Source organism: Streptomyces sp. R-74717 (assembly GCF_047305335.1).
Taxonomy (GTDB): Bacteria; Actinomycetota; Actinomycetes; order Streptomycetales; family Streptomycetaceae; genus Streptomyces; species Streptomyces atratus.
In genome coordinates, this window is sequence record NZ_CP102361.1 from 2,894,404 (window position 1) to 2,919,724 (window position 25,321).

General features: G+C 71.1%; 20 protein-coding genes and 3 pseudogenes. 12 read left to right on the forward strand and 11 right to left on the reverse strand.

What is annotated here, in order from left to right; translation table 11 throughout:
• The first annotated feature begins 127 nt into the window (after positions 1-127).
• The 5 genes from NRF20_RS12845 (at position 128) to NRF20_RS12865 (ending at position 6,121) form a co-directional block, all read left to right on the forward strand.
• Positions 128-1,999, forward strand: coding sequence for an ABC transporter substrate-binding protein (locus tag NRF20_RS12845; protein WP_398633963.1), 1,872 nt, complete (start codon positions 128-130; stop codon positions 1,997-1,999).
• A gap of 90 nt (positions 2,000-2,089) precedes the next feature.
• The gene (locus NRF20_RS12850) at positions 2,090-3,172 is read left to right on the forward strand and encodes an ABC transporter permease (RefSeq protein WP_398633964.1); all 1,083 of its coding nucleotides are present in this window, start codon (positions 2,090-2,092) and stop codon (positions 3,170-3,172) included.
• Positions 3,173-3,183: 11 nt separating this feature from the next.
• The gene (locus tag NRF20_RS12855; protein ID WP_398633965.1) at positions 3,184-4,104 is read left to right on the forward strand and encodes an ABC transporter permease; all 921 of its coding nucleotides are present in this window, start codon (positions 3,184-3,186) and stop codon (positions 4,102-4,104) included.
• Positions 4,101-5,129 (forward strand): ABC transporter ATP-binding protein, encoded by a 1,029-nt coding sequence (locus tag NRF20_RS12860; protein ID WP_398633966.1) that lies wholly within the window; start codon positions 4,101-4,103, stop codon positions 5,127-5,129. The genes NRF20_RS12855 and NRF20_RS12860 overlap by 4 nt, the downstream gene beginning before the upstream one ends.
• The gene (locus NRF20_RS12865; RefSeq protein WP_398633967.1) at positions 5,126-6,121 is read left to right on the forward strand and encodes an oligopeptide/dipeptide ABC transporter ATP-binding protein; all 996 of its coding nucleotides are present in this window, start codon (positions 5,126-5,128) and stop codon (positions 6,119-6,121) included. The genes NRF20_RS12860 and NRF20_RS12865 overlap by 4 nt, the downstream gene beginning before the upstream one ends.
• Positions 6,122-6,192: 71 nt before the next feature.
• On the opposite strand, the gene NRF20_RS12870 is transcribed toward NRF20_RS12865, so the two are convergent.
• Positions 6,193-7,317, reverse strand: a complete 1,125-nt coding sequence (locus tag NRF20_RS12870; RefSeq protein WP_398633968.1) for an XdhC family protein — start codon at positions 7,315-7,317, stop codon at positions 6,193-6,195.
• An 84-nt stretch (positions 7,318-7,401) separates the two neighbouring features.
• On the reverse strand, positions 7,402-7,980 hold the full coding sequence (locus tag NRF20_RS12875) for a MarR family winged helix-turn-helix transcriptional regulator (protein WP_398633969.1): 579 nt from the start codon (positions 7,978-7,980) through the stop codon (positions 7,402-7,404).
• Between the two features lie 213 nt (positions 7,981-8,193).
• Here NRF20_RS12875 and NRF20_RS12880 point away from each other — a divergent pair.
• The 4 genes and pseudogenes from NRF20_RS12880 to NRF20_RS12895 all read left to right on the forward strand — a co-directional run.
• Positions 8,194-8,541, forward strand: a pseudogene (locus tag NRF20_RS12880) (FAD binding domain-containing protein); the annotation flags it as partial.
• 34 nt (positions 8,542-8,575) lie between these two features.
• Positions 8,576-8,842, forward strand: a pseudogene (locus NRF20_RS12885) (molybdopterin cofactor-binding domain-containing protein); the annotation flags it as partial.
• Positions 8,843-8,985: 143 nt separating this feature from the next.
• On the forward strand, positions 8,986-9,552 hold the full coding sequence (locus NRF20_RS12890; RefSeq protein ID WP_398633981.1) for a molybdopterin cofactor-binding domain-containing protein: 567 nt from the start codon (positions 8,986-8,988) through the stop codon (positions 9,550-9,552).
• A gap of 194 nt (positions 9,553-9,746) precedes the next feature.
• Positions 9,747-11,111 carry an MFS transporter gene (locus NRF20_RS12895; protein ID WP_266357395.1) on the forward strand — a complete coding sequence of 455 codons (1,365 nt, stop codon included), beginning with the start codon at positions 9,747-9,749 and terminating at the stop codon, positions 11,109-11,111.
• 66 nt (positions 11,112-11,177) lie between these two features.
• Here the strand turns inward: NRF20_RS12895 and NRF20_RS12900 are convergent, their stop codons facing one another.
• The 9 genes and pseudogenes from NRF20_RS12900 to rimP form a co-directional block, all read right to left on the reverse strand.
• On the reverse strand, positions 11,178-12,131 hold the full coding sequence (locus NRF20_RS12900) for a bifunctional riboflavin kinase/FAD synthetase (protein ID WP_114246982.1): 954 nt from the start codon (positions 12,129-12,131) through the stop codon (positions 11,178-11,180).
• 43 nt (positions 12,132-12,174) lie between these two features.
• Positions 12,175-15,869, reverse strand: a pseudogene (locus NRF20_RS12905) (trypsin-like peptidase domain-containing protein).
• A 205-nt stretch (positions 15,870-16,074) separates the two neighbouring features.
• The gene (gene truB, locus NRF20_RS12910) at positions 16,075-16,974 is read right to left on the reverse strand and encodes a tRNA pseudouridine(55) synthase TruB (protein ID WP_398633971.1); all 900 of its coding nucleotides are present in this window, start codon (positions 16,972-16,974) and stop codon (positions 16,075-16,077) included.
• Positions 16,971-17,423: a 30S ribosome-binding factor RbfA gene (gene rbfA, locus NRF20_RS12915; RefSeq protein ID WP_093894187.1), complete on the reverse strand. Its 453-nt coding sequence runs from the start codon at positions 17,421-17,423 to the stop codon at positions 16,971-16,973. Before rbfA ends, truB begins: the two co-directional genes overlap by 4 nt.
• A gap of 25 nt (positions 17,424-17,448) precedes the next feature.
• Positions 17,449-17,745, reverse strand: a complete 297-nt coding sequence (locus tag NRF20_RS12920; protein ID WP_327370171.1) for a DUF503 domain-containing protein — start codon at positions 17,743-17,745, stop codon at positions 17,449-17,451.
• Positions 17,746-17,882: 137 nt separating this feature from the next.
• The gene (gene infB / locus NRF20_RS12925; RefSeq protein ID WP_398633972.1) at positions 17,883-20,987 is read right to left on the reverse strand and encodes a translation initiation factor IF-2; all 3,105 of its coding nucleotides are present in this window, start codon (positions 20,985-20,987) and stop codon (positions 17,883-17,885) included.
• 147 nt (positions 20,988-21,134) lie between these two features.
• Entirely contained in the window at positions 21,135-21,413 is a 279-nt protein-coding gene (locus NRF20_RS12930) for a YlxR family protein (protein WP_398633973.1), read from the reverse strand.
• 171 nt (positions 21,414-21,584) lie between these two features.
• Positions 21,585-22,625 carry a transcription termination factor NusA gene (nusA, locus tag NRF20_RS12935; RefSeq protein ID WP_266357406.1) on the reverse strand — a complete coding sequence of 347 codons (1,041 nt, stop codon included), beginning with the start codon at positions 22,623-22,625 and terminating at the stop codon, positions 21,585-21,587.
• A gap of 2 nt (positions 22,626-22,627) precedes the next feature.
• Positions 22,628-23,125, reverse strand: coding sequence for a ribosome maturation factor RimP (gene rimP, locus NRF20_RS12940; RefSeq protein WP_266357407.1), 498 nt, complete (start codon positions 23,123-23,125; stop codon positions 22,628-22,630).
• A gap of 176 nt (positions 23,126-23,301) precedes the next feature.
• On the opposite strand from rimP, the gene NRF20_RS12945 reads away from it, so the two are divergent.
• Genes NRF20_RS12945 through NRF20_RS12955 form a run of 3 tightly spaced genes read left to right on the forward strand, consistent with a single transcriptional unit; the run spans position 23,302 to position 25,275 of the window.
• The gene (locus NRF20_RS12945; RefSeq protein WP_398633974.1) at positions 23,302-23,829 is read left to right on the forward strand and encodes a hypothetical protein; all 528 of its coding nucleotides are present in this window, start codon (positions 23,302-23,304) and stop codon (positions 23,827-23,829) included.
• Positions 23,826-24,344 (forward strand): ferritin-like domain-containing protein, encoded by a 519-nt coding sequence (locus tag NRF20_RS12950; protein ID WP_398633975.1) that lies wholly within the window; start codon positions 23,826-23,828, stop codon positions 24,342-24,344. Before NRF20_RS12945 ends, NRF20_RS12950 begins: the two co-directional genes overlap by 4 nt.
• A gap of 28 nt (positions 24,345-24,372) precedes the next feature.
• Positions 24,373-25,275: an aminoglycoside phosphotransferase family protein gene (locus NRF20_RS12955; RefSeq protein ID WP_398633976.1), complete on the forward strand. Its 903-nt coding sequence runs from the start codon at positions 24,373-24,375 to the stop codon at positions 25,273-25,275.
• Positions 25,276-25,321 lie beyond the last annotated feature (46 nt).

Consider the following 25,321-nt stretch of genomic DNA (forward strand, 5'->3'; position numbering starts at 1 on the left):
GCCCACACGCCGTTTCGGTGACCGTTGACGCGGCTCGACCCCCGCTGATAAACCTTCGCTTCACCAGCTGGCGAACCACAGATCAACCCGCCTTCTCCGTGCGAGTCATGACGCGAGGTCCCTGACCATGGTCGAAAGAGTTCCACCACGCTCCGCCCAGCCACGCTCACGTCTGCGTGTTCTCCTGGCCTCCGGTGCCGCCGCACTGGCGCTGGCCGCCGGTTCCATCGTCCCGGGTGTGCCGCTCGGTGCCGCGCCCCAGCAGGCGCAGGCCGCCGACAGCGGAAAGTCGACGCTGACCGTCGCCGTCGCACAGAGTGTCGACTCGCTGAGCCCGTTCCTCGCTCAGCGGCTCATGAGCACCAGCATCTCCCGGCTCATGTACGACTTCCTCACCAACTACGACCCCAAGGACAATCACGCGATCCCCGGCCTCGCCACCAAGTGGGAGCCGTCCGCGGACAAGTTGACCTGGACGTACACCATCCGGTCCGACTCCAAGTGGTCGGACGGGCAGCAGGCCACCGCCGAGGACGCGGCCTGGACCTTCAACAAGATGATGACCGACGAGGCCGCCGCGCAGGCCAACGGCAACTTCGTCGCGAACTTCAAGAAGGTGACGGCTCCCAGCCCCACGCAGCTGGTCATCGAGCTCAAGGAGCCGCAGGCCACCATGGCGGCACTCGATGTGCCGATAGTGCCGAAGCACGTCTGGGAGAAGGTCGGTGACTTCTCCAAGTTCAACAACGACAAGACGTTCCCGATCGTCGGCAACGGGCCGTTCGTCGTGACCGACTACAAGGTCGACCAGTACGTGAAGCTCAAGGCCAACAAGGACTTCTGGCGCGGCAAGCCGAAGTTCGACGAGCTGGTCTTCAAGACGTACAAGGACCAGGACACCGCGGTCGCCGCGCTGCGCAAGGGCGAGGTCTCCTTCGTCGCCGGCTCCCCCGCGCTGACGCCCGCTCAGGCCGCGTCCCTCAAGGGCGACAAGAACATCAAGGTCAACGAGGGTCCGGGCCGCCGCTTCTTCGCGCTGGCCACCAACCCGGGCGCGCAGACCAAGGACGGCAAGAAGTTCGGCAACGGCAACAAGGCCCTTCTCGACCAGAAGGTGCGCCAGGCCCTCTTCCTGTCCATCGACCGCAAGACCATCATCGACAAGGTCTTCCAGGGCCACGCGGTCGAGGGCCAGGGCTACATCCCGCCGCGCTTCTCCGCGTACCACTGGCAGCCGACCGCCGAACAGAGCCTGGCGTACGACCCGGCCAAGGCGGCCAAGCTGCTCGACGAGGCGGGCTACGAGCTCAAGGGCGACCAGCGGGTCGGCAAGGACGGCAAGCCGCTCGACCTGCGCATCCTCTGCCACGCGACGGACCCGAACGACAAGGCGACCGGCAAGTACCTCAAGGAGTGGTGGGGCAAGCTCGGCATCGGCCTGAAGGTCGACTGCCTCGACAACGTCTCGGTGCCCTGGTACGCCGGTGAGTACGACCTCGCCTTCGACGGCTGGTCCGTCAACCCGGACCCCGACTTCGTCCTCGGCATCCACACCTGTGCCGCGCTGCCGACCAAGGCCAAGGACAGCGCCGCCACCGACAACTTCATCTGCGACAAGCAGTACGACGAGCTCTACAAGAAGCAGCTCGCCGAGTACGACCCGGCCAAGCGGGCCGGCATCGTCAACCAGATGCAGTCGTGGCTGTACGACTCCGGGTACATGAGCGTCATCGCGTACCCGAACGCGGTCGAGGCGTACCGCACCGACCAGATCAAGTCGATCAAGACCATGCCCGAGGCGGCCGGCAACATCTACGGCCAGGACGGTTACTGGAGCTGGTGGTCGGCGGCTCCCGCTTCCGGCGGCAGTTCGGACAGCTCCGGCGGGTCGAGCTCCACCGGCGTCGTCATCGGCATCATCGTGGTGGTCGTGGTGCTCGCCGGTGGCGGGCTGTTCATCGCGAGGCGCCGCCGCAACACGGCTGACGACCGCGAGTAGTCACCCGGACGGGTCGAGAGGGACCGGCCGGGGAACATTCACATCGCCGGCCGGCCCCTCCACGTGCAGCACGAGTAACGAGAGTTCCCCATGACAGCTGACAGCACTCCGGCGCTCGTGCAGATCGCGGACGCGGACACCGACGGCCCGGCTCCGGCCGGCCCGTCGGCCGCCCGCGGTCCACGGGCGCGCAACACCAAGGCCTACCTCCAATACGTGGCGGCCAAGATCGCGGGAGCAGCGGTCTCGCTGTTCGCGGTCCTGGTCACCAGCTTCTTCCTCTTCCGGCTCATTCCCAGCGACCCGGTGAAGCAGATGACGGGCGGCCGGCCCGTTTCCGCGGAACAACTCCAGTCGCTGCGGCGCCAGTTCGGCCTCGACCAGCCGATGTGGCAGCAGTTCACGAGCTACGTCGGCGACGCCCTCACGGGCGACTTCGGCACCTCGTTCCAGTTCCACGCGCCGGTCATCGACAAGATCACCGAGGCGCTCCCGGCGACCCTGCTCCTGACCGGCACGTCGTACGTCCTGTACACCGCGCTCGGCATCTGGCTCGGCACCCGTACCGCCTGGCGCAACGGCTCCAAGAGCGACCGATTCAACACCGCGTTCGCGCTGACGCTCTACTCGGTGCCGGCGTTCTGGCTGGGCCTGCTGCTGATCATCGTCTTCTCGGTGGGCATCGGCCCGATCCCGGGGATGTTCCCGACGGGCGGTCTGGAGTCGGGCAACGAGACCGGTTTCGCCTACGTCCTCGACGTGGCGCACCACCTGGTCCTGCCGGTGGTCACACTGGTCGCCGTCGGATACGCGCAGACGCTCCTGGTGATGCGCTCCTCGCTGCTCGACGAGATGGGCAGCGACTATCTGACGACTGCCCGCGCGAAGGGGCTGCGGGACGACGTCGTGCGCCGCAAGCACGCCGTGCCGAACGCGATGCTGCCGACCTTCACCCTGATGTTCGTGAACCTCGGGCATGTGGTCGCCGGACAGATCCTGGTCGAGACGGTGTTCTCCTGGCCGGGCCTCGGCGGCCTCTTCTACGAGGCGCTCAGCGTGCCCGATCTCCCGCTCGTGCAAGGGCTGTTCTTCGTCTTCGCCACCGCGGTGATCCTGGCGAACACCCTTGCCGATGTGCTCTATCCGCTGCTCGATCCCCGGGTGGGCCGATGACGACCGAATCCATGCCCACGCCCACGAAGGCGGAGCCCGCGCAGAATCCGCGCGCTCTGGCCCGCGCGCGCAAGCGCCGGTCCGCCGCCCGCTTCTGGCGGGAGTACCGCGGCCACCGGAGCGGACTGTGGGGTCTGGGCGCGCTCGTCCTGATCGCGCTCGTCGCCGTGTTCGCGCCGCAGCTCGTCGGGGCCGACTCGCAGAGCGTCACCAGCGCCCCCGGTGGCGCGCTGGAGTCGCCGAGCGGCAAATTCCCGCTCGGCACCGACCAGTTCGGCCGCAGTGTGCTGGCGCTGCTGGTGTGGGGCACCAGGGTCTCGCTGACGGTCGGCCTGCTCGCGGCGTTCCTGTGCGTCGCCATCGGTACGGTCGTCGGTATCGTCGCGGGGCACTTCCACGGCTGGTACTCGACGGTCCTGATGCGGGTCACCGACTGGTTCCTGGTGATGCCGACCCTGGTCCTCGCGATCGCGCTCGCCACCGTGATGGACCGCTCGATGTGGACGGTCGTCATCGCGATCGGCGTCACGACCTGGCCGACCACGGCCCGGCTGGTCCGTGCCCAGACCCTTGCCGTGGAGTCCCGCCCGTACATCGAGCGCGCCCGCGCCCTGGGCGGCGGCCACGGGCACATCATGGTCCGGCACGTGCTGCCGAACGTGATGCCGCTGGTGCTGGCGCAGACCACGCTGGTGATCTCCAGCGCGATCCTCACCGAGGCCACGCTGGCCTTCCTCGGCCTGAGCGACCCGACCACCACCTCCTGGGGCGGCATGCTCCAGGACGCCCGCGAGGCGGGCGCGGTGAGCGCGGGCGACTGGTGGTACCTGGCACCGCCCGGGATCGCCATCGCCGTGGTGGCCCTGTCGTTCACGCTGTGCGGCCGCGCCATCGAGTCCGTCCTCAATCCCAAGCTGGGGGTGGCCCGTTGAGTACGACGAGCATCCAGAAGACGCCGCTTCTCGACGTACGGGACCTCACGGTGACGTACACCGGTGGAGCGCAGGCCGTCCGTGGCGTGAACCTCACCGTCGACGCGGGGCAGAAGCTCGGCATCGCCGGTGAGTCCGGATGCGGGAAGTCGACGCTGGCGCTCGCGCTGCTGCGGCTGCTGCCCGCCGGGACGAAGGTCTCCGGCCAGATCCTGCTGAACGGCGAGGACGTCCTCACCATGAAGTGGGGCCAGGTCAGGGCGGTGCGCTGGGCGGGGGCATCGATCGTGTTCCAGGGTGCGATGCACTCGCTCAACGCGGTGCACCGCATCGGGGAGCAGATCGCCGAGCCGATCCTGCTGCACAAGAAGGCGACGCAGGCCGGGGCGGCGAAGAAGGCCGGTGAACTCCTGGAACAGGTGGGGCTGCCGGCCGCCCGCGCGAACGCCTATCCGCACGAGCTCTCCGGCGGGCAGCGGCAGCGCGTGATGATCGCGATGGCGCTGGCCTGCGATCCGGGCCTGATCATCGCGGACGAGCCCACCACGGCTCTCGATGTGATGATCCAGGCCCAGATCCTGCGGCTGATCGAGCAGTTCGTGTCCGAGCAGGACCTCGGCCTGATCATGATCAGCCATGACCTCGCGGTGCTCTCGGACACCTGCGACCGGCTCGCGGTGATGTACGCGGGCCGGGTCGTGGAGGAGGGCCCGGCGTCCGAGGTCTACGAGAACGCGCACCACCCGTACGGCAAAGCCCTGTCCGGCGCCTTTCCGCGCATCGGCGACCCGGCCTCCCGGTTCGCGCCCCGCGGACTGCCCGGCGATCCGCCGGACCCGTCGGCGCTGCCCGGCGGCTGCACCTTCCACCCGCGCTGCCCGGTGGCCCTGGACTCCTGCACGACGCAGGACCAGGAGCTGCGGGACGCGGGGCCACAGCGGCGGGCCGCCTGTGTGCTGCTGGAGCCGGGGGCGGCCGCGGCTCCGGCCCGGCCGGGTGCCGAGGAAGCAAGGAGCACATCATGACCACCACCACTCCCCTGCTCAGCGCCCAGGGGCTGAACGTCACCTTCCCCGGCCGGCGCGGGGCTGCCCCGGCGCGTGCCGTGGACAGCGTCGATCTGGACATCCGGCCCGGCGAGATCGTCGCCCTGGTCGGCGAGTCGGGCTGCGGCAAGACGACGCTGGCGCGTTCGCTGCTGGGTCTGGTCCCGCCGACGTCCGGGCAGGTGACCTTCGGGGGGCAGCCGCTCGACTATGCGAGCCGGGCACTGAAGGCGTACCGCAAGCGGGTCCAGCTGGTGCTCCAGGACCCCAGCGGTTCGCTCAACCCGAGGCACACGGTGTACGACGCCGTCGCCGAGGGTCTGCGGATCCACGGGTACGCGGGGGACGAGCGGGCGGCGGTGGCCGAGGCGCTGTCGCGGGCGGGGCTACGGCCTCCCGAGCGGTTCTTCCTGCGCTATCCGCACGAACTGTCGGGCGGTCAGCGCCAGCGGGTCGTGATCGCGGGCGCGCTCGTGCTGGAGCCGGAACTCATCGTGGCCGACGAGCCGGTGGCCTCGCTGGACGCTTCGGTGCGCGGCGAGATCCTGGCCCTGCTGCTGCGGCTGCGGGACGAACTGGGTCTGTCCGCTCTGGTGGTCACGCACGACCTCGGCCTGGCGTGGAACATCGCCGACCGGGTCGCGGTGATGTACCTCGGGCGGATCGTGGAGACGGGCGAGGTGGAGCAGATCCTGACAGCTCCGCAGCACCCGTACACCCAGGCGCTGTTGTCGGTGCTGCCGGAGGCCGGGGGCGATCCGGTGATTCTGACCGGTGAGCCGCCGGACCCGTCCAGGGTGCCGTCCGGGTGCCGGTTCCATGCCCGCTGCCAGGTGCTGGCCTCGGGCGAGGCCGAGCGGGCGGGTGTCGCGGACGCGTGCCGTACGAAGGACCTGCCGGTGCTCGCGGGCGGCGGGCAGACACAGGTGGCGTGCCACTGGGCGGGCGCGGCTGCGAAGGCGCGGGCGTAGCGGGGTGACCTGGGGCCTGTCCGGCGGAGCGCCCTCGGACGGGCCCCGGCCTGTCCGGCGGACGCGCGCCGTCAGGCGCCGGGCGGGCTGCCGGTTGCCCGGCCGTGGATCGCCCCGGTCAGCTCGCCGAGCGGCCTGCCCGTCCCGCCCCACCGGTGCTGGATGATCTCCGCGGCGATCGAGACAGCGGTCTCCTCCGGTGTGCGCGCACCGAGGTCCAGCCCGACGGGCGAGGCGAGCCGCGCCAGTTCGGCCGCGTCGACCCCGGCCTCCCGCAGCCGCGCGGCCCGGTCCAGGTGGGTGCGCCGGCTGCCCATGACCCCGATGTACGCGGCAGGTGTGCGCAAGGCGGCCACCAACAACGGAACGTCGAACTTCGGATCGTGCGTCAGTACGCAGATGACCGTCCGCTCGTCGATGTCCGTCGCCCCCAGATAGGTGTGCGGCCAGGCGCAGATCACCTCGTCGGCGGTGGGGAAGCGATCCCGGGTCGCGAAGGCCGGGCGGGCATCGCAGACGGTGACCCGGTATCCGAGGAAGGAACCCATGCGTGCGGTGGCGGCCGCATGGTCGATGGCGCCGAAGACGAGCATCCGGGGCGGTGGCGCGTACGCCTGGACGAAGACGGACACCTCCTGCATCCGGCGCTCGCCGTGCGCCCCGTACCGCAGGGCGCCGGTCGCACCCTGGGCGAGCAGTCCCCGGGCGTCGTCGGTGACGGCCGAGTCGAGCCCTTCGTCGCCGAGCGTTCCCTGCGTGGTCCGTGCCCGGACGACCAGGCAGGCGCCGGGCTCCGCCTCGCCGGAGATGACGGTGGCGACGGCGACGGGCTCGCCCCTGCCGATACTGTCGACGGCCTCCCGCAGCCGGGCCCGGTCGGCCTCCGACGCGAAGGACCTGACGAACACCTCGATCGTGCCGCCGCACGTCAGGCCCACGCCGAACGCCTCGTCGTCGCTGATCCCGTACGTCTGCAGCTGAGGCCTCCCGGTGGCGAGGACCTCGCCGGCCACCTCGTACACCGCGCCCTCGACACAGCCTCCGGAGACGCTGCCCGCCACCGCGCCGTCGGCGGTCACGGCCATCATGGCGCCGGGTGCGCGCGGGGCGCTGCCGCGTACGGAGACGACGGTCGCCAGGGCGAAGGCGGTGCCGGCGTCGTGCCAGGCACGCAGTTCCGACAGCAGTTCACGCACGGCACGGACCTCCTCCCGGCCGGATGCGGTCCGGCTCGATGCGGCCTCACCATAAACGATGCTTTAGCAGTCAGATACTGACCACTAGGCGCTTCGGGTGCGGTCCTTCCGTGTGGCCGCTTTGAGCGCCTCGGGGTCGGGCGGGGTCCGTTCGGCCGTTTCCAGGGAACGTTCCAGCTTTCCGAGCAGCCGGCCGAGCTGGCGGCACTCGCTTTCGCTCAGCTCGGCCAGCATCCGCTGTTCGTTGGCGAAGTGCGCGACGGCGACCACATCGGCGATCTCGATCCCCCGCTCGGTGAGCCGTGCGTGCACCACCCGACGGTCATCAAGATCGCGTTCGCGCGTCACCAGACCGGCCTTCTCCAGGCGGTCCAGTCGCAGGGTGATGCCGCCGGTGGTGACCAGGGCGATGTCGGCGAGTTCGCCGGCCGTCTGCCGGTAGGGCGGCCCTGACCTGCGCAGAGCCGCAAGTACGTCGAAGGCCGCCATGTTCAGGTCGAAGCAGTCGAAGAGGTCGGACAGCAGGCCCTGGTAGCGCAGAAAACTGCGGTGGAGCCGGCCGAGCACTGCCATCGGAGAGGCGTCGAGCTCGGGCAGTTCCCGCTTCCACTGCTCCAGGATGAGGTCGACCGCGTCGGGTCGGCCGGCGGCTCTACGAGTCATGTGCGGTGGGAGGACGGCGTCGGCGCCGGGACCTCGCATCTCCTTCCTGGAGTGCCGCGGACGGTGCGGTCGAGGGTCCCACGATACAACCGGCGCCCGTCGTCGAACCCTTGTGGGAGGTATTCCCTAGGTGCTAGAAATCTCAGCATTAGCTGTTTCAGCCATTAAATAACCCTCTTTGGTGACGCCGAGAGTCCAGGAGGCTCGGTCCGTATGCTCCTGCTCCCCACCGGGCTGGTGGCGCCGGCCCAGCGCACCCTTCCCGATTTCACCCTGGAACGCCCCGCGACGACGGCCGAGACCGTGGCTGCGGGGGCGATCCCCGGCGCGGTCTACGCTCAGGGCTGCAGCGACCTGTTCGCGCAGTTCCGCGAGGGACTGGGCTGCCGCACCCTCGTGTCGCTGAAGCGGGTTGCGGGGCTCGGCGCGATCGAGTGGGACGGCACGACGCTGGGGATCGGCTCCGGGGTCGACCACCACACGGGCTCGCACGACACCCTGGTGCGGGCCGCCCTGCCGGGACTGGCCGCGGGCTGGGGCAGTATCGCCACCCAGCGCATCCGGCGCCGGGCGCGAGCGCACGGCGAACCGCGGCATGGGGCCGGCCATCGGTTTCAAGGACGGTGGCGGGGTGAACAAGCCCGCGCAGGCCAGGGTGAAGATCACGGCGACCGGTTCGGTCCATGTCTGCTCCGGCACGGTCGAGGTCGGCCAGGGCGCGTCCACCACGCTCTGCCAGGTGGCCGCCGAGGTGCTGGGCGTACCGCTGGAGCGGGTGCGCTACGCGCCGATCAACACCGATGTCATCCTCTACGACCAGGGCACCAACGCCTCGTCCGGGATGACGGTGATGGGCCGTGCGGTGCTCCGTGCGGCCGAGAACGCGCGGTCGAAGGTGCTCGCGTTCGCTGCCCGACCGGCTCGGCTGCGACGCCGCCGAACTCACCTTGCAGGACTGGACGGTGCGGCGCAGGGAGGAGGACCCCCGTCCCGCTGCCGGGCCTGGTGGCCGCGGTTTTCGGCGGTACGGGGTACGAGTTCCACGGCGAGGGCCACTTCAAGGCGCTGCTCTCCCCCGACGCCCCGTTGGAGTCGCCCTGTCTGTTCTGGGAGATCGGCTGGGCCGGCGCCGAGGTCGAGGTCGACCCGGACACCGGGAAGGTGACGGTGCTTCAACTGGTCGCCGGCGGCGATGTCGGCCGCGCCGTGAGCAAGCTGATCTGTCGCGGCCAGGACGAGGGCGCCGCCGTGATGGGCCTGGACCGGGCGATGTTCGAGGAGATGCGGTACGGAAACGGCACGCTGCTGAACGGCGAGGCGCTGGAGTACCGGGTGCCGATGGCCGAGGACTTGCCCGCACGTTTCGTCTCGATCACCCAGGAACAGGGGCACGGGCCCGGCCCGTTCGGTGCCATGGGGGCCGGCGAGGGTGCCATGGTGCCGGTCGCGGCGGCCGTCGCCAATGCCGTGCAGGATGCCACGGGCGCCCGGGTGACCACTCTGCCGCTCTCCCCCGAGCGGGTCTTCGACGCAATGCACCCGCTGACCGGGGAGCGTGCCGACCGGCCCTGATCCCGCCTCACCCACCGGCCCGTGGCACGCGTCGCCACGGGCCGGTGAGTCATGTCCACACCTCTGCGCCGGACCCCAAAACCCCTGTTCGAACGGGGTTCCACTTCGTTATGAAATCTAAGTGCTTAGTTATTGACCCCTAAGACACTTCTTTCTAGGGTCACCGCAACTCCTCTGTTCGCGGAAGGATCCCCATGTCAGTCGTGGCCACCGGCCCCACCGTGAGCTCCATCTCGGCCAGGCTCGAACGCCTGCCGAGCTCCCGTTGGCACATCAAGGTCCGCACGCTCATCGGCACCGTCACGTTCTTCGAGGCGTTCGATCAGCTGCTGACCGCCTCCGCACTGCCCGTCCTGACCGAACAGTGGAAACTGAGCACCGGTCAGGGCACGATGATCGTCACCAGTGGTTCGGTCGGCATGCTGCTCGGTGCACTGGTCGCCGGCTGGCTCGGCGACCGCATCGGCCGGGTCCGAACGGTCGCGCTCGGCGTCGCCGTGACCGCACTGGCCAGCCTCGCCGTCGCCTTCTCCCCGGGCTTCGCCCTGTTCACCGCCTTCCGGTTCGTCCAGGGCCTCGGCATCGGCGGTGTGGTGCCCGTCGCCGCCACGTACATCAACGAGATCGCCCGGGCCGACCACCGCGGCCGGTTCGTACTGCTCTACGAGCTGATCTTCCCGGCCGGTCTCGCCTCGGCGACGCTCGTCGCCAGCTGGGTGGTGCCCAGCTTCGGCTGGCGGGTCATGTTCCTGATCGGCGCTCTGCCCGTGCTGCTGGTGGTCGTCCTGCGCCGCCAGGTCCCCGAGTCGCCACGCTGGCTGCTTTCGCGCGGCCGGGTCGAGGAGGCCGAGGAGGTCATCGCCCGGATCGAGAAGGACGTGTCCGAGTCCATCGGCTCGCAGCTGCCGGAGCCCGGTCCCGCGACGCCCGTCGAGACCGCACGCGGCGGGCTCCGCGATCTGTTCGCCGGCCGCTACCTGCGGCGCACGCTGGTCGTCTCGGCGCTGTGGTTCGTCGCGTACTACGTCAACCACGGCATCGCGACCTGGCTGCCCTCGCTCTACACCAAGACGTTCGGCCTGGATCTGCGGACCGCCCTGAACTACTCGCTGCTGTCCAATGTGACCGGGCTGATCGGCTGTCTGCTCGTCGCCCTGGTCATCGACAAGGTGGGACGCCGGATCTCGCTCACCGTCGGGCTCGGCGGCGCGGCGGTCGCGCTGCTCTCGCTGGCGGTCTCAGGCGCCACCTCGGGCGGCCAGGTCGCTGTCTGGGCCTCGGTGGCGACGCTCTTCGTGTTCGCCACCAATGTCAGCCTCTACCTGTACACACCCGAGCTGTACCCGACCCGCAGCCGGGCGCGCGGGGCGTCGTTCGGCGGAGTGTGGAACCGGCTCGGCGTCATCCTCGGGCCCATCGTGGTCGGCGCGATCATCGGCTCGGGCGGCAGCCTCGCGATGGTCTTCACCCAGCTGGGCTGCGTCGCGGTGGCCGGCGCCGTGGTCGCATGGTTCGCGGTGGAGACCAAGGGGCGCACGCTGGAGGAGCTGAACAGCTGATTCCGACACGACCGGGGCCGGGACCGTTCTCCACGGTCCCGGCCCCGGTCGTGCACGAGGAAAGGTTCAGCCGCGCTCGTACGCGGAGATCAGCTCACTGCACCGCTTCACATCGGCGGCCATCGCCACGAGCAGGTCGTCGATCGAGTCGAACTTCAGCATCCCGCGTACGTACGCGAGGAAGTCCACCGAGACGTGGAGCCCGTACAGGTCGAGGCCGACGCGGTCGATCGCGTACGCCTCCACCGTCCGCTCCGTGCCGTCGAACTGCGGGTTCGTGCCGACCGAGATCGCGGCGGGCATCGCCTCGCCGTTCACATTGAGCCAGCCCGCATAGACGCCGTCGGCGGGGATCGCGGTGTGCGGCAGGGTCTCCACGTTGGCCGTGGGGAAGCCCATCTCACGGCCGCGCTGTGCGCCGCGGACCACGACGCCCTCGACCCGGTGCGGCCGGCCCAGGATCTCGGCGGCGCCAGCGACATCGCCCTCGGCGACCAGCCGTCGGGTGAGGGTGGAGGAGAACGGCCGGCCGCCGCCCGCCTCACCGCTCACATACAGGTCGATGACCTCGACTCCGTAGTCGTACGTCTCGCCGAACTCGGTGAGCAGCTGCACATTCCCGGCCGCCTTGTGACCGAAGCGGAAGTTGGGGCCCTCGATGACCAGTTGCGCGTGCAGCTTGTCGACGAGCACCTTCACGATGAAGTCGGCCGGCGCCAGCTTCGAGAACTCGGTGGTGAACGGCAGGATCAGCACCGCATCCACCCCCAGCTCCGCCATCAACTCGGCGCGCCGGTGGTGCGGGGCGAGCAGCGGCGGGTGGCTGCCGGGCCGTACGACCTCGCTGGGATGCGGGTCGAAGGTCACCACGACCGACGGCACGCCCAGCTCGCGTGCCCGCTCCACGGCCCGCCCGATGATCAGCTGGTGTCCGCGGTGCACCCCGTCATAGGAGCCGATGGTGACGACGCTGCGTCCCCAGTCCTGGGGGATGTCCTCCAAGCCACGCCAGCGCTGCACTGTGACCGCTCCTCGCCCGAACCCGTGTACGTGAGATTGCCTGTTACGCAGGTCTAAGACTGCCATGCTCACGCCCCGCGGCCCGCATCGGCATCGTCTTCGGGCTTCCCAGCGCCTCCACCGTCCGCCGCGCGCTCGGGCCGACGAGCGCCGCCCACTCCTGCGGGGCCTCGGCCAGCCACCCGGTGACCAGGGCCGCGAATCCGGGCACGTCACGAGCGAGTTCGACCAGTCGGCGGTCGAAGCGGACCGCGCCCTCGGGGGTACGGACCAGCAGCATCCCGGTGCGGTGGACCAGGGCGCGGGTGCGGGCCGGTGCGCGTCCGCCGGAGCCGGTCGCGGCAGCCCGCAGCAAGGCGTCGAGCACGGCCGGGTCGCGGTGGGCATCCTGCTCGAATTCCAGCAGGACCTCCAGCAGCTCGCCCCTCAGCTGCCCGGAGGCTGGGCTGCCGGGCGCCGCGAGCACCCCGGCAAGCGCGCCGCGCACCGGCGGCGGCACGGGACGGTCCCGCATCAGTCCGGTCACCAGGGGCAGCAGCAGGGCGCGGGCGGCGGGTCCGTGCTCCAGCCTCCGGTCGATGTACGCGGCGGCGTGCACGGCGTCTTCCGGGTGGCTGTCGATGTACGCCCGCACGAGCCCGGCGGCGTGCAGGGCCAGCGCGGGGGCGTCTATCCCGGCGAGCGAGCACAGCACCTCGCCCGCCCTCTCATCGGGCCGGGTGAGCCGCTCCCGGAACGCGGTGAGCACCTGCTCCGCATGGGAGGGCAGCGCGATGGCGAGCGCGTCCACGGGCAGCTGCGGCTCACCCGCGACGAAGGCCCGCAGAGCCTGCGGGAGGTAGCGGTCCCTGGTCTGCGGATCCTGTACGAGGAGGGTGAGCGCGGCCCCGTACAGGGAGGCGTCGGCCGGGCGGGCCAGCAGGGCGCGGGCGGCTTGGCGCAGCAGCTCGCGGTCGGCGTCGAGGGTGACGTGCGCCGCGGTGACCAGTGCGTACGAGGCGGCGGCGGTCCGGCGGGCGGGCCGGTCCTCGTCACGGGCCCATCGGTCGACGGCCCGGCAGAGCGCGGAGGGCTCGTCCTCGGCCAGCGCGGCGAGCAGCTCCTCGGCCCGGGGGTGGGCGGTCGAGACGAGTGCGTCGGTCAGATCGTCGACGGCCAGGTCCCGACGGGCGTAGAGCAGCGCCTGAGCGGCGGCGGCCGCGGTCGGGCGGATCGTGACGCCCTCATCACCAGGGAGGGGGCGCTCGTCGGTGAACCAGCCGCAGAGCAGCGGCTGCATGGTCCGGGGCTGCGCGACGAGCCGCCGCGCGACGGCATCCAGAAACCGCTCGCCGCTGTCGCCGTCGGGGTACGGGTCGCAGGTGCGGCCGCCGTCACCACGGGGGTCGGCACGGCGCGGGCCGTCGGCGGGGACGAGACGCCGGAACAGATCGATCCGGTCCGGCTCGGGCAACCTCAGCCGCCGCCAGAACCACGGCCCGAACTCGGCGTACACCCCCGCCCCCCGGCTCCCCGGCCCGCCCGTGGCCGCACGCCGGACGATACGGTCGGCAAGCAGCCGCAGCGCGCCGAGATGGGGCCGGGCATCGGGCACCCGGAGCAGGGTCTCCGAGAGCAGGTGAACCGCCCACCAGCGGGCGTCATGGGCGGTCTCCGCGGATGCCCCCGGCCCCGGCCCCGGCGGCATCCGGTCCAGGGCCTCGATCAGACCGGCCAGCCGGTGCGCCAGCGCGGCAGGGCCCTGGCGGCGGCCCAGGAGCAGCAGGGCCTGGATCACCGGGCCGATCCGATGGCGCGGTACGGGCAGGGTGCGTGGCCCCGTCGTCACCGCGGCCTCCATCGCCGCTTCGGGCACGGACGCCCGGCTGCGCCCGGTACGCGGCCTCCTCGGCTGCGGAACGCGCAGCTCCGCCGCCCCCGCTCCCGGTCCCTCCTCCGCATGCCACCGGTGGACCAGCGCGTGCAGCGCCGCGTCCAGGTCCAGGTGGGCGCCCTGCACCCAGTCCCCCAGCTCCTCGTGCGCGAAGCGGTAGCCCGCTCCCGCCGGGACGAGCAGCCCCTCGGTGAGGACCGCCGACGCCCAGCCCGTGCGCCAGGGGAACACCTCCTCGAACACCGCCCGGTCCAGCTCCCCCTGTCCGGGGCCCAGACAGCGCCGCGCCGCTTCGTGGACCTGCCCCGCCACCTGCGCGGCCAGCCGGCGGACCGCGGTGCCGCCGGGCGCCGGGCCCGATACGGCTGCGATGCGGACCGCGATGCGCAGGCACATCAGGTCCAGGTGGGCGCCGAAGACATCCTCCGCATCGGGCTGCCCGGCGACGTCCCCGGGCAGCGCCTCGCGCACCTCCGCGAGAAGACGCAGGGTGAGCGGGTGCCGACCGTGGCCGGGGGCGAGCGCATCGGGCGGGATGGCGTACCGCTCCCGGGCCTGTTCGGCCTGACTCGCGGTGAGATCGCCGAGGCGGACCGCGGACGGCAGCCGCCTCGCGGGCCTGGCGGGGCGGTGCAGGGCACCGGGCGGGCAGAGCGCACCGGCAGTCTCCCAGTGCTCGGGCGTGCACGCGACCACGAGCCGCGCCCCGCACTCCCGCAGCCAGTCGACGGTGCCCGCGGTCCACCGGGCCGGCCCGTGGGCCAGTACCGGAGGCATCTCCTCGGGGCCGTCCAGCAGGACGAGCAGCGGGCTCCCGGACTCTTCGGCCAGCCCGGCCACCCGCTCGGGGGTGACGCTCGCCATGTCGCCCCTCGCTCCGGCGGCGGTGACGATCCGCCCGGCCCGCCGGAGCGTACGGGCGATCGCGTCGGCGACCGAGTCGTCGTCGGCCAGCAGATCGGCGCCGCGCAGCCAGAGGGTGGGTGCGGGTACGGCGCCGCGGGCCCGGCGGGCGGCGAGTGCGGCCAGTTCGGTGGTGCGGCCGGTGCCCGGCGCTCCGACGAGACCGAGGATCACGGCGGGGCCGTGCGGTGCGGACGAGGGGTGGCCGGGGGCCGAGAAGGCGCTGAACTCCGCGATGACGTCCGGGCGTTCGACCGGATCGGAACAGCCGGCCCGCCCGCCGAGCCGAGCGATGTCGCGGTGAGGTGCAGGGCGCCCGCGAGATTCAGGTCGCGTCCGTATCCGGGAACGCTCGTCGCGTTGCTCCGCAGCAGCTCGTCCAGCGGACCGTGGGTGCCCGCGCCCCTGAGCGGCACAGCGAACCCTGCGGCAGGACGTCCGGCGCGCAGCTCGGTGCCCAGCACGGCGATGACCGCGCCGCTCTCCGGATCGAGGACGGGCCCGCCCACGGCCGCACCGCCGAGCCGCAGCGCGTCTCTGCCGTCCGTACCGAGCGCCAGCTCCAATGCTGCGCCGATCCGATGGGAGCGGCCGTTCGTGGTGTACGTCACCGGAGCGGTGCCGAGCACCCGCGCCTGACGCCAGCCGTGGGCGGCGATCGTCACATACGTACCGGCGTCGATCCGGTCCCGTAAGGCGATCGGCATCGGCTCCACGCCGAGCGTGGAGGGCCCTGAGGTACGCAGCAGGGCAAGGTCCAGTTCGGGCAGCGCGGTGACATCGGCGGCCTCGACGGGGCAGCTGCGACCGTCCGTTCCGTACAGGACGAGCCGGGCGGGACCGTCGACCGCTTCGTGGCTGGTCACCACCGTGCCCCGGTCGTCGGCGACGAATCCGGTCCCCCGCGGCCGGCCGGCCGAATCGCAGATACGTACCAGCGCTGCCCGGTCCCCGCTTCCCATGGTCCGACGTTAGGCCGACGGTGAAAGGCGCGAATACCACCCGGAGTAAAAGCGCCCCCGAATGCACCCCTGATTCACTCCGAGCGCCTGCTCGTTGGGGTGAATTCATGGCGTCCGGTGGACAGAAACCATTGGGGGATCGTGGAGCGGGCACAGGGGCCCTGCCCGCTCCACGATGGGGTCTCATCAGGACCCGGGTCGCCGGTCAGGCGAAGACGGCAAGGCTCTTGGCCTTGCCCTTCTGTTCCTCGACGAGTACCAGGAACCGCCCGTCGGGCCCGAAGACCCCGACCGGTCCCGGCGGGAAGGCCGGCATGTCCAGCCGCACCCCGTTCAGCAGCAGCTTGGCGCGCTTCTCGTCCACGTCCCAGCGGGGGAACGCCGAGGCGGCGGCCTCGGCCACCGGCATCACGGTCAGCTCCTGCTGGTGCTGGTCGAGCGTCCGCGCCACATCGAGGCCGTACGGCCCGACCCGGGTGCGCCGCAGCGCGGTCAGATGCCCGCCGACGCCGAGCCCGGCGCCGAGGTCACGGGCGATCGCGCGGATGTACGTACCCGAGGAGCAGACGACGGAAATGACCAGGTCGACGACCGGCGTCCCGTCCTCGGCGACCGCCTCGCGGACGTCGTAGACGTTGAAGGACGAGATCGTCACCGGCCGGGCCGGGATCTCGAACTCCTCGCCGCCGCGCACCCGCGCGTAGGACCGCTTACCGTCGATCTTGATGGCGCTGACCTTGGACGGCACCTGCATGATCGGTCCGGTCAGGGCTGCCACCCCGGCGTCGATGCCCTCACGCGTCACACCGGACGCATCGGTGGACGAGGTGATCTCGCCCTCCGCGTCGTCCGTGACGGTGTTCTGGCCGAGCCGGATCGTGCCGAGGTACTCCTTCTCGGTCAGCGCGAGATGACCCAGCAGCTTGGTGGCCTTCTCCACACCGAGCACGAGAACGCCCGTCGCCATCGGATCCAGCGTGCCGGCATGGCCGACGCGGCGGGTCCGGGCAATGCCGCGCATCTTGGCGACGACGTCGTGCGAAGTGAAGCCGGACGGCTTGTCGACAATGACAAGGCCGTCCGGCGTCCTGTTCTGCGATGTCATTCGGAGGCGGTGTCCTCGTCGTTCTCGTCCTCCGCCTTGCGGTACGGGTCCGCACCACCGGCGTACGTGGCGCCAGAGGACGCCTCGCGCACCCGTGCGTCCGAGGCCCGTGCCCGGTCGAGGAGGTCCTCGATCGCCTTGGCGTTCTCCGGGAGGGCGTCGGCCACGAAGGCCAGCGTGGGGGTGAACTTCGTCCCCGCCGCCGCTCCGACCGCCGAACGCAGGATGCCCTTGGCGCTCTCCAGGCCGGCCGCCGCGCTCGCCCGCTCCTCGTCGTCGCCGTAGACCGTGTAGAAGACCGTGGCCTCCCGCAGGTCACCGGTGACCCGGGTGTCCGTGATGGTCACGTGCGTACCCAGACGCGGGTCCTTGATACCGCGCTGCAGTTTCTCGGCGACCACCTCCTGGATGAGGTCCGCCAGCTTTTTCGCCCGCGCGTTGTCGGCCACTGGTCCGTCTCCTTCTTTGCCTTGCTCAATCGTCTTCGTCGCTGTGCAGCCGCCGTCGTACGGACAACAGCTCCACCTCGGGCCGGCCGGCGATCAGCCGCTCGCACCGGTCGAGTACGTCTGTGAGGTGTCCGGTGTCCCCGGAGACCACGGCGAGGCCGATCTCGGCCCTGCGATGGAGATCCTGACCGCCCACCTCCGCCGCACTCACCGCGTATTTGCGCTGGAGCTCGGCGACGATCGGACGGACGACGGAGCGCTTCTCCTTCAACGACCGTACGTCGCCGAGAAGCAGATCGAAGGACAGTGTCCCCACATACATGTATGTCCGGATGTCCCGCCGGTTCGGGTTCGTGCCCTGCCAGCGCTTGGCAGGGACACAAGAACCGTACACGGAACGGCCGGGGCCGATCGACGGAAATACGACCCGTCGACCGGCCCCGACTGTTGAGGTACGGGTCAGCCTCGCGGCTTCTCGCGCATCTCGTACGTCGCGATGACGTCGTCGATCTTGATGTCGTTGAAGTTTCCGAGGTTGATACCGCCCTCGAAGCCTTCGCGGATCTCGGTGACGTCGTCCTTGAAGCGGCGCAGACCGGAGATGTTGAGGTTCTCCGCGATGACCTTGCCATCGCGCAGCAGGCGCGCCTTGGTGTTGCGCTTGACCTCGCCGGACCGGACCAGCACACCGGCGATGTTGCCCAGCTTGGACGAGCGGAAGATCTCGCGGATCTCCGCCGTACCGAGCTCGACCTCTTCGTACTCCGGCTTGAGCATGCCCTTGAGGGCCGCTTCGATCTCTTCGATCGCCTGGTAGATGACCGAGTAGTACCGGACGTCCACGCCTTCGCGCTCGGCCATCTGCTGCGCACGCCCCGCGGCGCGCACGTTGAAGCCGATCACGATGGCGTCGGAGCCGGTCGCCAGGTCGATGTCCGACTCGGTGACCGCACCCACACCGCGGTGCAGGACCCGGATGTCGACCTCGTCACCGACGTCGAGCTGGAGCAGCGAGGACTCGAGAGCCTCCACCGAACCGGACGCGTCGCCCTTGATGATGAGGTTGAGTTCCTGGACCAGACCGGCCTTGAGCGCCTCGTCCAGGTTCTCCAGGGAGAACCGGACACCCTTGCGGGCGAAGTTGGCGTTGCGCTCACGGGCGGCACGCTTCTCGGCGATCTGACGGGCCGTACGGTCCTCGTCCACCACCAGGAAGTTGTCGCCGGCACCCGGGACGTTGGTGAGACCGAGGACGAGGACGGGGGTCGACGGACCCGCTTCCTCGACGTTGTTGCCGTTGTCGTCGAGCATCGCGCGGACTCGGCCGTACGCGTCGCCGACGACCATCGTGTCACCGATGCGCAGCGTGCCGCGCTGGACCAGGACGGTCGAAACGGCACCGCGGCCGCGGTCGAGGTGGGACTCGATCGCAATACCCTGCGCGTCCTGCTCCGGGTTGGCCCGCAGGTCGAGCGAGGCGTCGGCGGTGAGGACGACGGCCTCCAGAAGAGCCTCGATGTTGAGGCCCTGCTTGGCGGAGATGTCGACGAACATCGTGTCGCCGCCGTACTCCTCGGCCACCAGACCGAACTCGGTGAGCTGACCGCGCACCTTGGTCGGGTCCGCGCCCTCGACGTCGATCTTGTTGACCGCGACCACGATCGGCACGTCGGCCGCCTTGGCGTGGTTGAGCGCCTCGATCGTCTGGGGCATCACACCGTCGTTCGCCGCCACCACGAGGATCGCGATGTCGGTCGACTTCGCACCACGGGCACGCATGGCGGTGAACGCCTCGTGACCCGGGGTGTCGATGAAGGTGATCCTGCGGTCCTCGCCGTTGACCTCGGAGGAGACCTGGTACGCACCGATGTGCTGCGTGATACCGCCGGCCTCGCCCGCAACGACGTTCGTCTTGCGGATCGCGTCCAGAAGTCGGGTCTTACCGTGGTCGACGTGACCCATGACGGTCACGACCGGCGGACGGGAGACCAGAGCCTCTTCGCCACCCTCGTCCTCGCCGAACTCGATGTCGAAGGACTCGAGCAGCTCGCGGTCCTCCTCCTCCGGGCTGACGATCTCGAGGACGTAGTTCATCTCTTCGGCGAGCAGCTTCAGAGTCTCGTCGGAGACGGACTGCGTGGCAGTGACCATCTCGCCGAGGTTCATCATCACGGCGACGAGCGACGCCGGGTTGGCGTTGATCTTCTCCGCGAAGTCGGTGAGGGAGGCACCGCGCGACAGACGGACGGACTGTCCGTTGCCGCGAGGCAGCATGACGCCGCCCACCGACGGGGCCTGCATGGCCTCGTACTCCTGGCGCCTCTGCCGCTTCGACTTGCGACCACGACGCGCGGGACCGCCGGGACGGCCGAACGCACCCTGTGTGCCACCACGGCCACCGGGGCCGCCGGGACGTCCACCGAAGCCGGGACGACCGCCGAAGCCGCCGCCACCACCACCGGGACGACCTGCGCCGCCACCGCCGCCACCGCCACCGGGACGACCGGCGAAACCGCCGCCACCACCACCGGGACCGGCCGGACGGCCTGCGAAGCCGCCGCCACCGGGACGACCTGCGCCGCCACCGCCGGGACGACCGCCACCGCCGGGACCACGGCCACCGCCGGGGCCACCACCGGGACGCGGGCCCGCAGCGGGACGCTGCGGCATCATGCCCGGGTTCGGACGGTTACCACCGGGGGCACCGCCCGGACGGGGAGCCTGCGGACGGGGCATGCCGCCCGGGGTCGGACGGGCACCGCCCTGGCCCTGGGGACGCGGGGCACCGCCGGGGCCGCCCTGGGGACGCGGGGCGCCCGGACGGTCCTGACCGCCACCGGGACGCGGTGCGCCGCCGGGACGGGGCGTCTGCGGACGGGCCATGCCCGTCGAGCCACCGGAGGTGAAGGGGTTGTTGCCCGGACGGGGACCCGCCGGACGGGCGCCGCCGGGGCGCGGGGCGCCCTGGCCTGCGGGACGGGCCGGACGGTCGCCGCCACGGCCACCGTCGCGCTCGCCACCACGGCCGCCGTCACGCTGACCGCCGGCCGGAGCCGGACGGGCAGGACGGGGCCCGGGGGTGGCACCCGCGGGACGCGGGGCCTGCTGCGGCGCGGCCGGCTGGGCCGGGGCCGGAGCGGAGAACTCTGCTGCGGGCACCGGGGTGACCGGAGCGGGCTTCGGCGCGGGCTTCGGACCCGGACGCGGGCCCGCCGACGGCGCGGAAGGCGCGGCAGCGGAAGGGGTGCTGCTGGGGGCCTCGGCTGCGGCCGGCTTGGGGGCCGGGGCGCCGGGCTTCGGGGCAGCGGGACGTGCCGCAGCGGCCGGGGAGGGCGCTGCGGGCTTTGCAGGCGTCGCCTTGCGGGGCGCGCCAGGCTTTGCAGCGGACTTGCCGGCGTTGCCGCCGGGCCCCTGCAGTGCGTCAGTCAACTTGCGTACAACCGGCGCCTCGATCGTCGAGGACGCCGAACGGACGAATTCACCGAGTTCTTGGAGCTTGGCCATGACGACCTTGCTCTCGACGCCGAACTCCTTGGCGAGTTCGTATACCCGGACCTTAGCCACTTCGCTCCTTTTAGGTCCGGGTTACCGCCGGACCGTCGCTACTTCATGGGCGTACTCATCGCGTACTCATCGAGTGCTCATCGCAATCTCGACCTACTTCCAACTCGCGAGGTACCTGACCGCACGGGGTCCCGTGCCGTTCATTTCTTACGGTGTCGCCCGCTCGACGAACCGCTGCACTGCGGCGGGGTCGAACGGCCCCTTGGCCTTGAAGGCCCGGGGGAATGCCCGGCGGCGAACCGCCAGGTCCAGACAGACAGAGACAGGGTGTAGATATGCACCCCGGCCGGGCAGCGTACCGCGCGGATCGGGGACGCACGCGTCCCCCTCCGCCACGATGCGCAGCAGCTCGCTCTTGGCCGCCCGCTCCCGGCATCCCACACAGGTTCGCTCGGGGCAAGCGAGAGCGTGCGTCCGGCCAGACACGTCTAAGTCTACCTCCCCGCACCGACCTCACCCCTTTGGGGCAAAAATCGAACGGATGTTGTCGTGTTCTCAGCGGCATGCCGCTGAGATGTATTCCCTGCGGCCCGCACGACCGAGCCCCTGGCGCCCCTTCCGGGGCGGCGCCAGGGAGTCCGGCGCGGGCCGGGTTGGTCAGCGGCGCTCCGAACGCTCGCGGGCCCGCTCGGCCCGCTCCCGGTCGGCGACATCGCGCTCGGCGTCGGTCTCGGTGTCCGGACGGATGTCGATGCGCCAGCCGGTGAGGCGGGCGGCGAGGCGGGCATTCTGCCCCTCCTTGCCGATCGCGAGCGACAGCTGGTAGTCCGGAACGGTGACCCGGGCGGACCGTGCGCCGAGGTCCACGACCTCGACCTGGCTCACCCGCGCGGGCGACAGGGCGTTGGCGACCATCTCGGCCGGGTCGTCCGACCAGTCCACGATGTCGATCTTCTCGCCGTGCAGCTCGGCCATGACATTGCGCACCCGGCCGCCCATCGGGCCGATGCAGGCGCCCTTGGCGTTCAGCCCGGAACGGGTCGAACGAACCGCGATCTTGGTGCGGTGCCCGGCCTCGCGGGCGATCGCGCAGATCTCGACGGAACCGTCCGCGATCTCCGGGACCTCCAGCGCGAAGAGCTTCTTCACCAGGTTGGGGTGGGTCCGAGACAGCGTCACGGACGGACCGCGCACGCCCTTGGCGACCCGTACGACATACGTACGCAGACGCAGGCCGTGGGTGTACTCCTCGCCCGGCACCTGCTCCTGCACCGGCAGGATCGCTTCCAGCTTGCCGATGTCGACCAGGACGTTCTTCGGGTCCTTGCCCTGCTGGACGACGCCGGTGACGACATCGCCCTCATGGCCCGCGTACTCGCCGAACGTCCTGTCGTCCTCGGCGTCGCGCAGCCGCTGCAGGATGACCTGCTTGGCGGTGGTCGCGGCGATCCGGCCGAAGCCGGACGGGGTGTCGTCGAACTCCTTGGCCTCCTGGCCCGGTTCGAGGTCGGCCGGGTCCTCCTTCGCCCACACCGTCACGTGGCCGCGCTCGTCGAGCTTCACGCGCGCGCGGCGGTGGCTGCCCTCCGTACGGTGGTAGGCGATGAGGAGGGCCGACTCGATCGCCTCGACGAGCACGTCGAAGGGGATCTCCTTGTCCTGTGCCAAGCCCTTCAAGAGCTTCACATCGATGTCCACGGCTACGCCTCCTCTTCCTTCTTGTCCTTGCGGCTGAATTCGATCTCCACGCGCGCCTTGGTGATCTCGTCGAAGGCGACCCGGCGGGACGTGGGCTTGCGGCCCTTGACGCCCGGCACTTCGAGGTCGAGTCCTTCTTCGTCCACGGCGAGGATGCGAGCCACCAGCTCGCCTCCCTCGCGCAGGTGCAGCTTGACCAGGCGGCCCGTGGCACGTACGTAGTGGCGGTGCTCCGTCAGCGGACGGTCGGCACCGGGGGAACTGACTTCGAGGACGTACTCGCCCTCGCCCATCGCGTCGGTCTCGTCGAGCTTCTCGGAGATCGCGCGGCTCAGCTCGGCGCAGGCGTCCAGCTCCACGCCTTCTTCGGAGTCCACAGTGATCCGCAGCACCCGGCGGCGGCCCGCCCGGGACACCTCGATCTCTTCGAGGTCCAGCTGCTCGGCGCTGACGAGCGGTTCGAGCAGTCCGCGCAGCCTCTCGCTCTGGGTGGTGCTCATCCGGGTGACTCCTCGGCCGCGTGTGCTGTTGTGGGGATCTCGCGTGTCAGGTCAAAGGGTATCCGGTCCCGAGGGGTGTTGCCGTCCGCCTGCTCCGCTGCCGCGGGTACGCTCGCCTGCGGTGATCACTTCAGGACAGATCCAGTCAAGACAGGTCCAAGCCCGAAGGAGAACAAGTGCGGCGCACGGGGACGACGCGCAGAGGTGCGTTCACCGCGACGGGGGCGATCGCCATGGGGGCGGTGCTGGCCGGCTGCGGTGACGGGACCGGGCCCCGGGAGAGCTCCGCTCGGGCCGACACGGCGACCGCGGCCGAGCAGGCCGCCGCCGCACGGGCGGAGAAGACGCTCCGGGCCGGTGCCGCGGGTACCAGCAGGGAACTGCTCGGCCGGTACGAACAGGTGGTCAGGGCCTATCCGGAGACCACCGCCGGGCTCTCGCCGCTGCGGGACGCCGTGCGGGCCCATGCCAAGGCGCTGGCGCCTGATGGCGGCGAGACGCTCGCGTTCTCGCGGACACGCGCGACCGACGCCGCGGGCGCTCTCAAGGAGCTGGCCGCGGCGGAGCGCCGCACCGCGGACGCCCACACGGCGACGCTGCTGAACGCCCCGCCGGAGCTGGCCCGGCTGCTGGCGTCGATCGCGGCGGCGGGCGCGGCCCATGCCTATCTGCTGACCGAACTGGCCAAGGAGACCTCGTCATGAGCGCCGGAACACAGAAGGCGGCTCAGGCAGCGCTGGCCGCCGAACACGCGGCGGTGTACGGGTACGGGGTGGTCGGCGGCCGGGTCGCCGACGGCCGACGGGCCGAGGCCACTGCGGCCTACCACGCGCACCGGGCCCGGCGTGATGCGCTCGCACGGACCGTGCGTGACCTGGGCGGTGAACCTGTGGCGGCTCAGGCCGCGTACGCTCTGCCGTTCGCGGTGCCGGACCCGGCTGCGGCGGTGCGACTGGCCGCCCTGCTGGAGGACCGGGTCGCGGACGTGTACTCCGATCTCGTACGGGCCGCGGCGGGTCCGCTCAGGCGGGAGGCCGCGGATGCGCTGCGGGAGGCCGCGGTGCGTGCGGTCCGCTGGCGGGGCAGCGGCGTACCCTTTCCCGGGCTCGCCGAGCGGACCGCCGCCGGGACCGGCGCGACGGCAGGGACCGATGCGAGCGCCGGGTCTGACGCGATCCACGGGACCGATGTGACGAACGGGACCGGCGCGACGCACTGAAGAAGCTCTGAAAGGGAACAAAGCACGTATGGGTTTCGAACCGCCGCAGCGTCTGGTGCGAGCGCTCGGCGAATCGTACGGGGATGCCGCCGCCGACTGGCTCGCGCAGCTTCCCGCACTGACCGAGGAAGCGCTGTCCTCGACCGGGCAGAAGGTGACCGTGGAACGGGTCGCCGCCCCCGGGGGGCGCAGCAGTCTGGTCCTGCTGGTGATCTGCTCCGACGGCACCCCGGCCGCGCTGAAGATCGCTCCGCCCGGGGCCGCACCGGAGCTGGAGCAAGCGGCGCTCGCTCACTGGAACGGCTGGGGCGCGGTGCAGCTCCTCAACGGCGGCCCCGGCGCACTGCTGCTCGAACGGCTGCATCCCGAGGTGTCGCTGCGCTCACTGCCGGAGGCGAAGGCGCTGCTGGAGGCGGCGGGGACGGTGCGCCGGCTCTGGGTCGAGCCGCCGGCCGGCCATGGATTCGAGACGGTAGCCGAGCGGACCGGGCGCCGTACGGAGCCGATGCGCGCCTACGCCGCCTCCGACCCGAGCATGGAGCCGCTGGTCTCCGCGGCGCTCGCGGCGCGTGAGGAGCTTGTCGCCCACTCCCCCGAACTCCTGCTGCTGCACGGCAATTTCCGCCAGAGCAAGGTGCTCGCGGGCGAGCGGGCGCCCTGGCTGACGGTCGGGCCGGAGCCGCTGGTCGGTGAGCGGGCCTACGATCTGGCGCGCCTGGTACGCGACCGCGTCGAGGATCTGATCGCCTCCCCCGGCGGCCCGGTGACGGCCCGTCGGCGGATCAAGAAGCTCGCCGATTCACTGGACGTGGACCGGGAGCGGCTGCATGGCTGGACACTGTTCCGCGCGGTGGAGTCGGGAACCCGGGCGCTGGCGGTCGGCCGTCGCCAGGAGGGCGAGCTGACGCTGGAGTTCGCGGGCTGGCTGTAAATGCCTCGCAAAGCCGTAGGCCCCCGCGGTTCGCGGGGGCCTACGG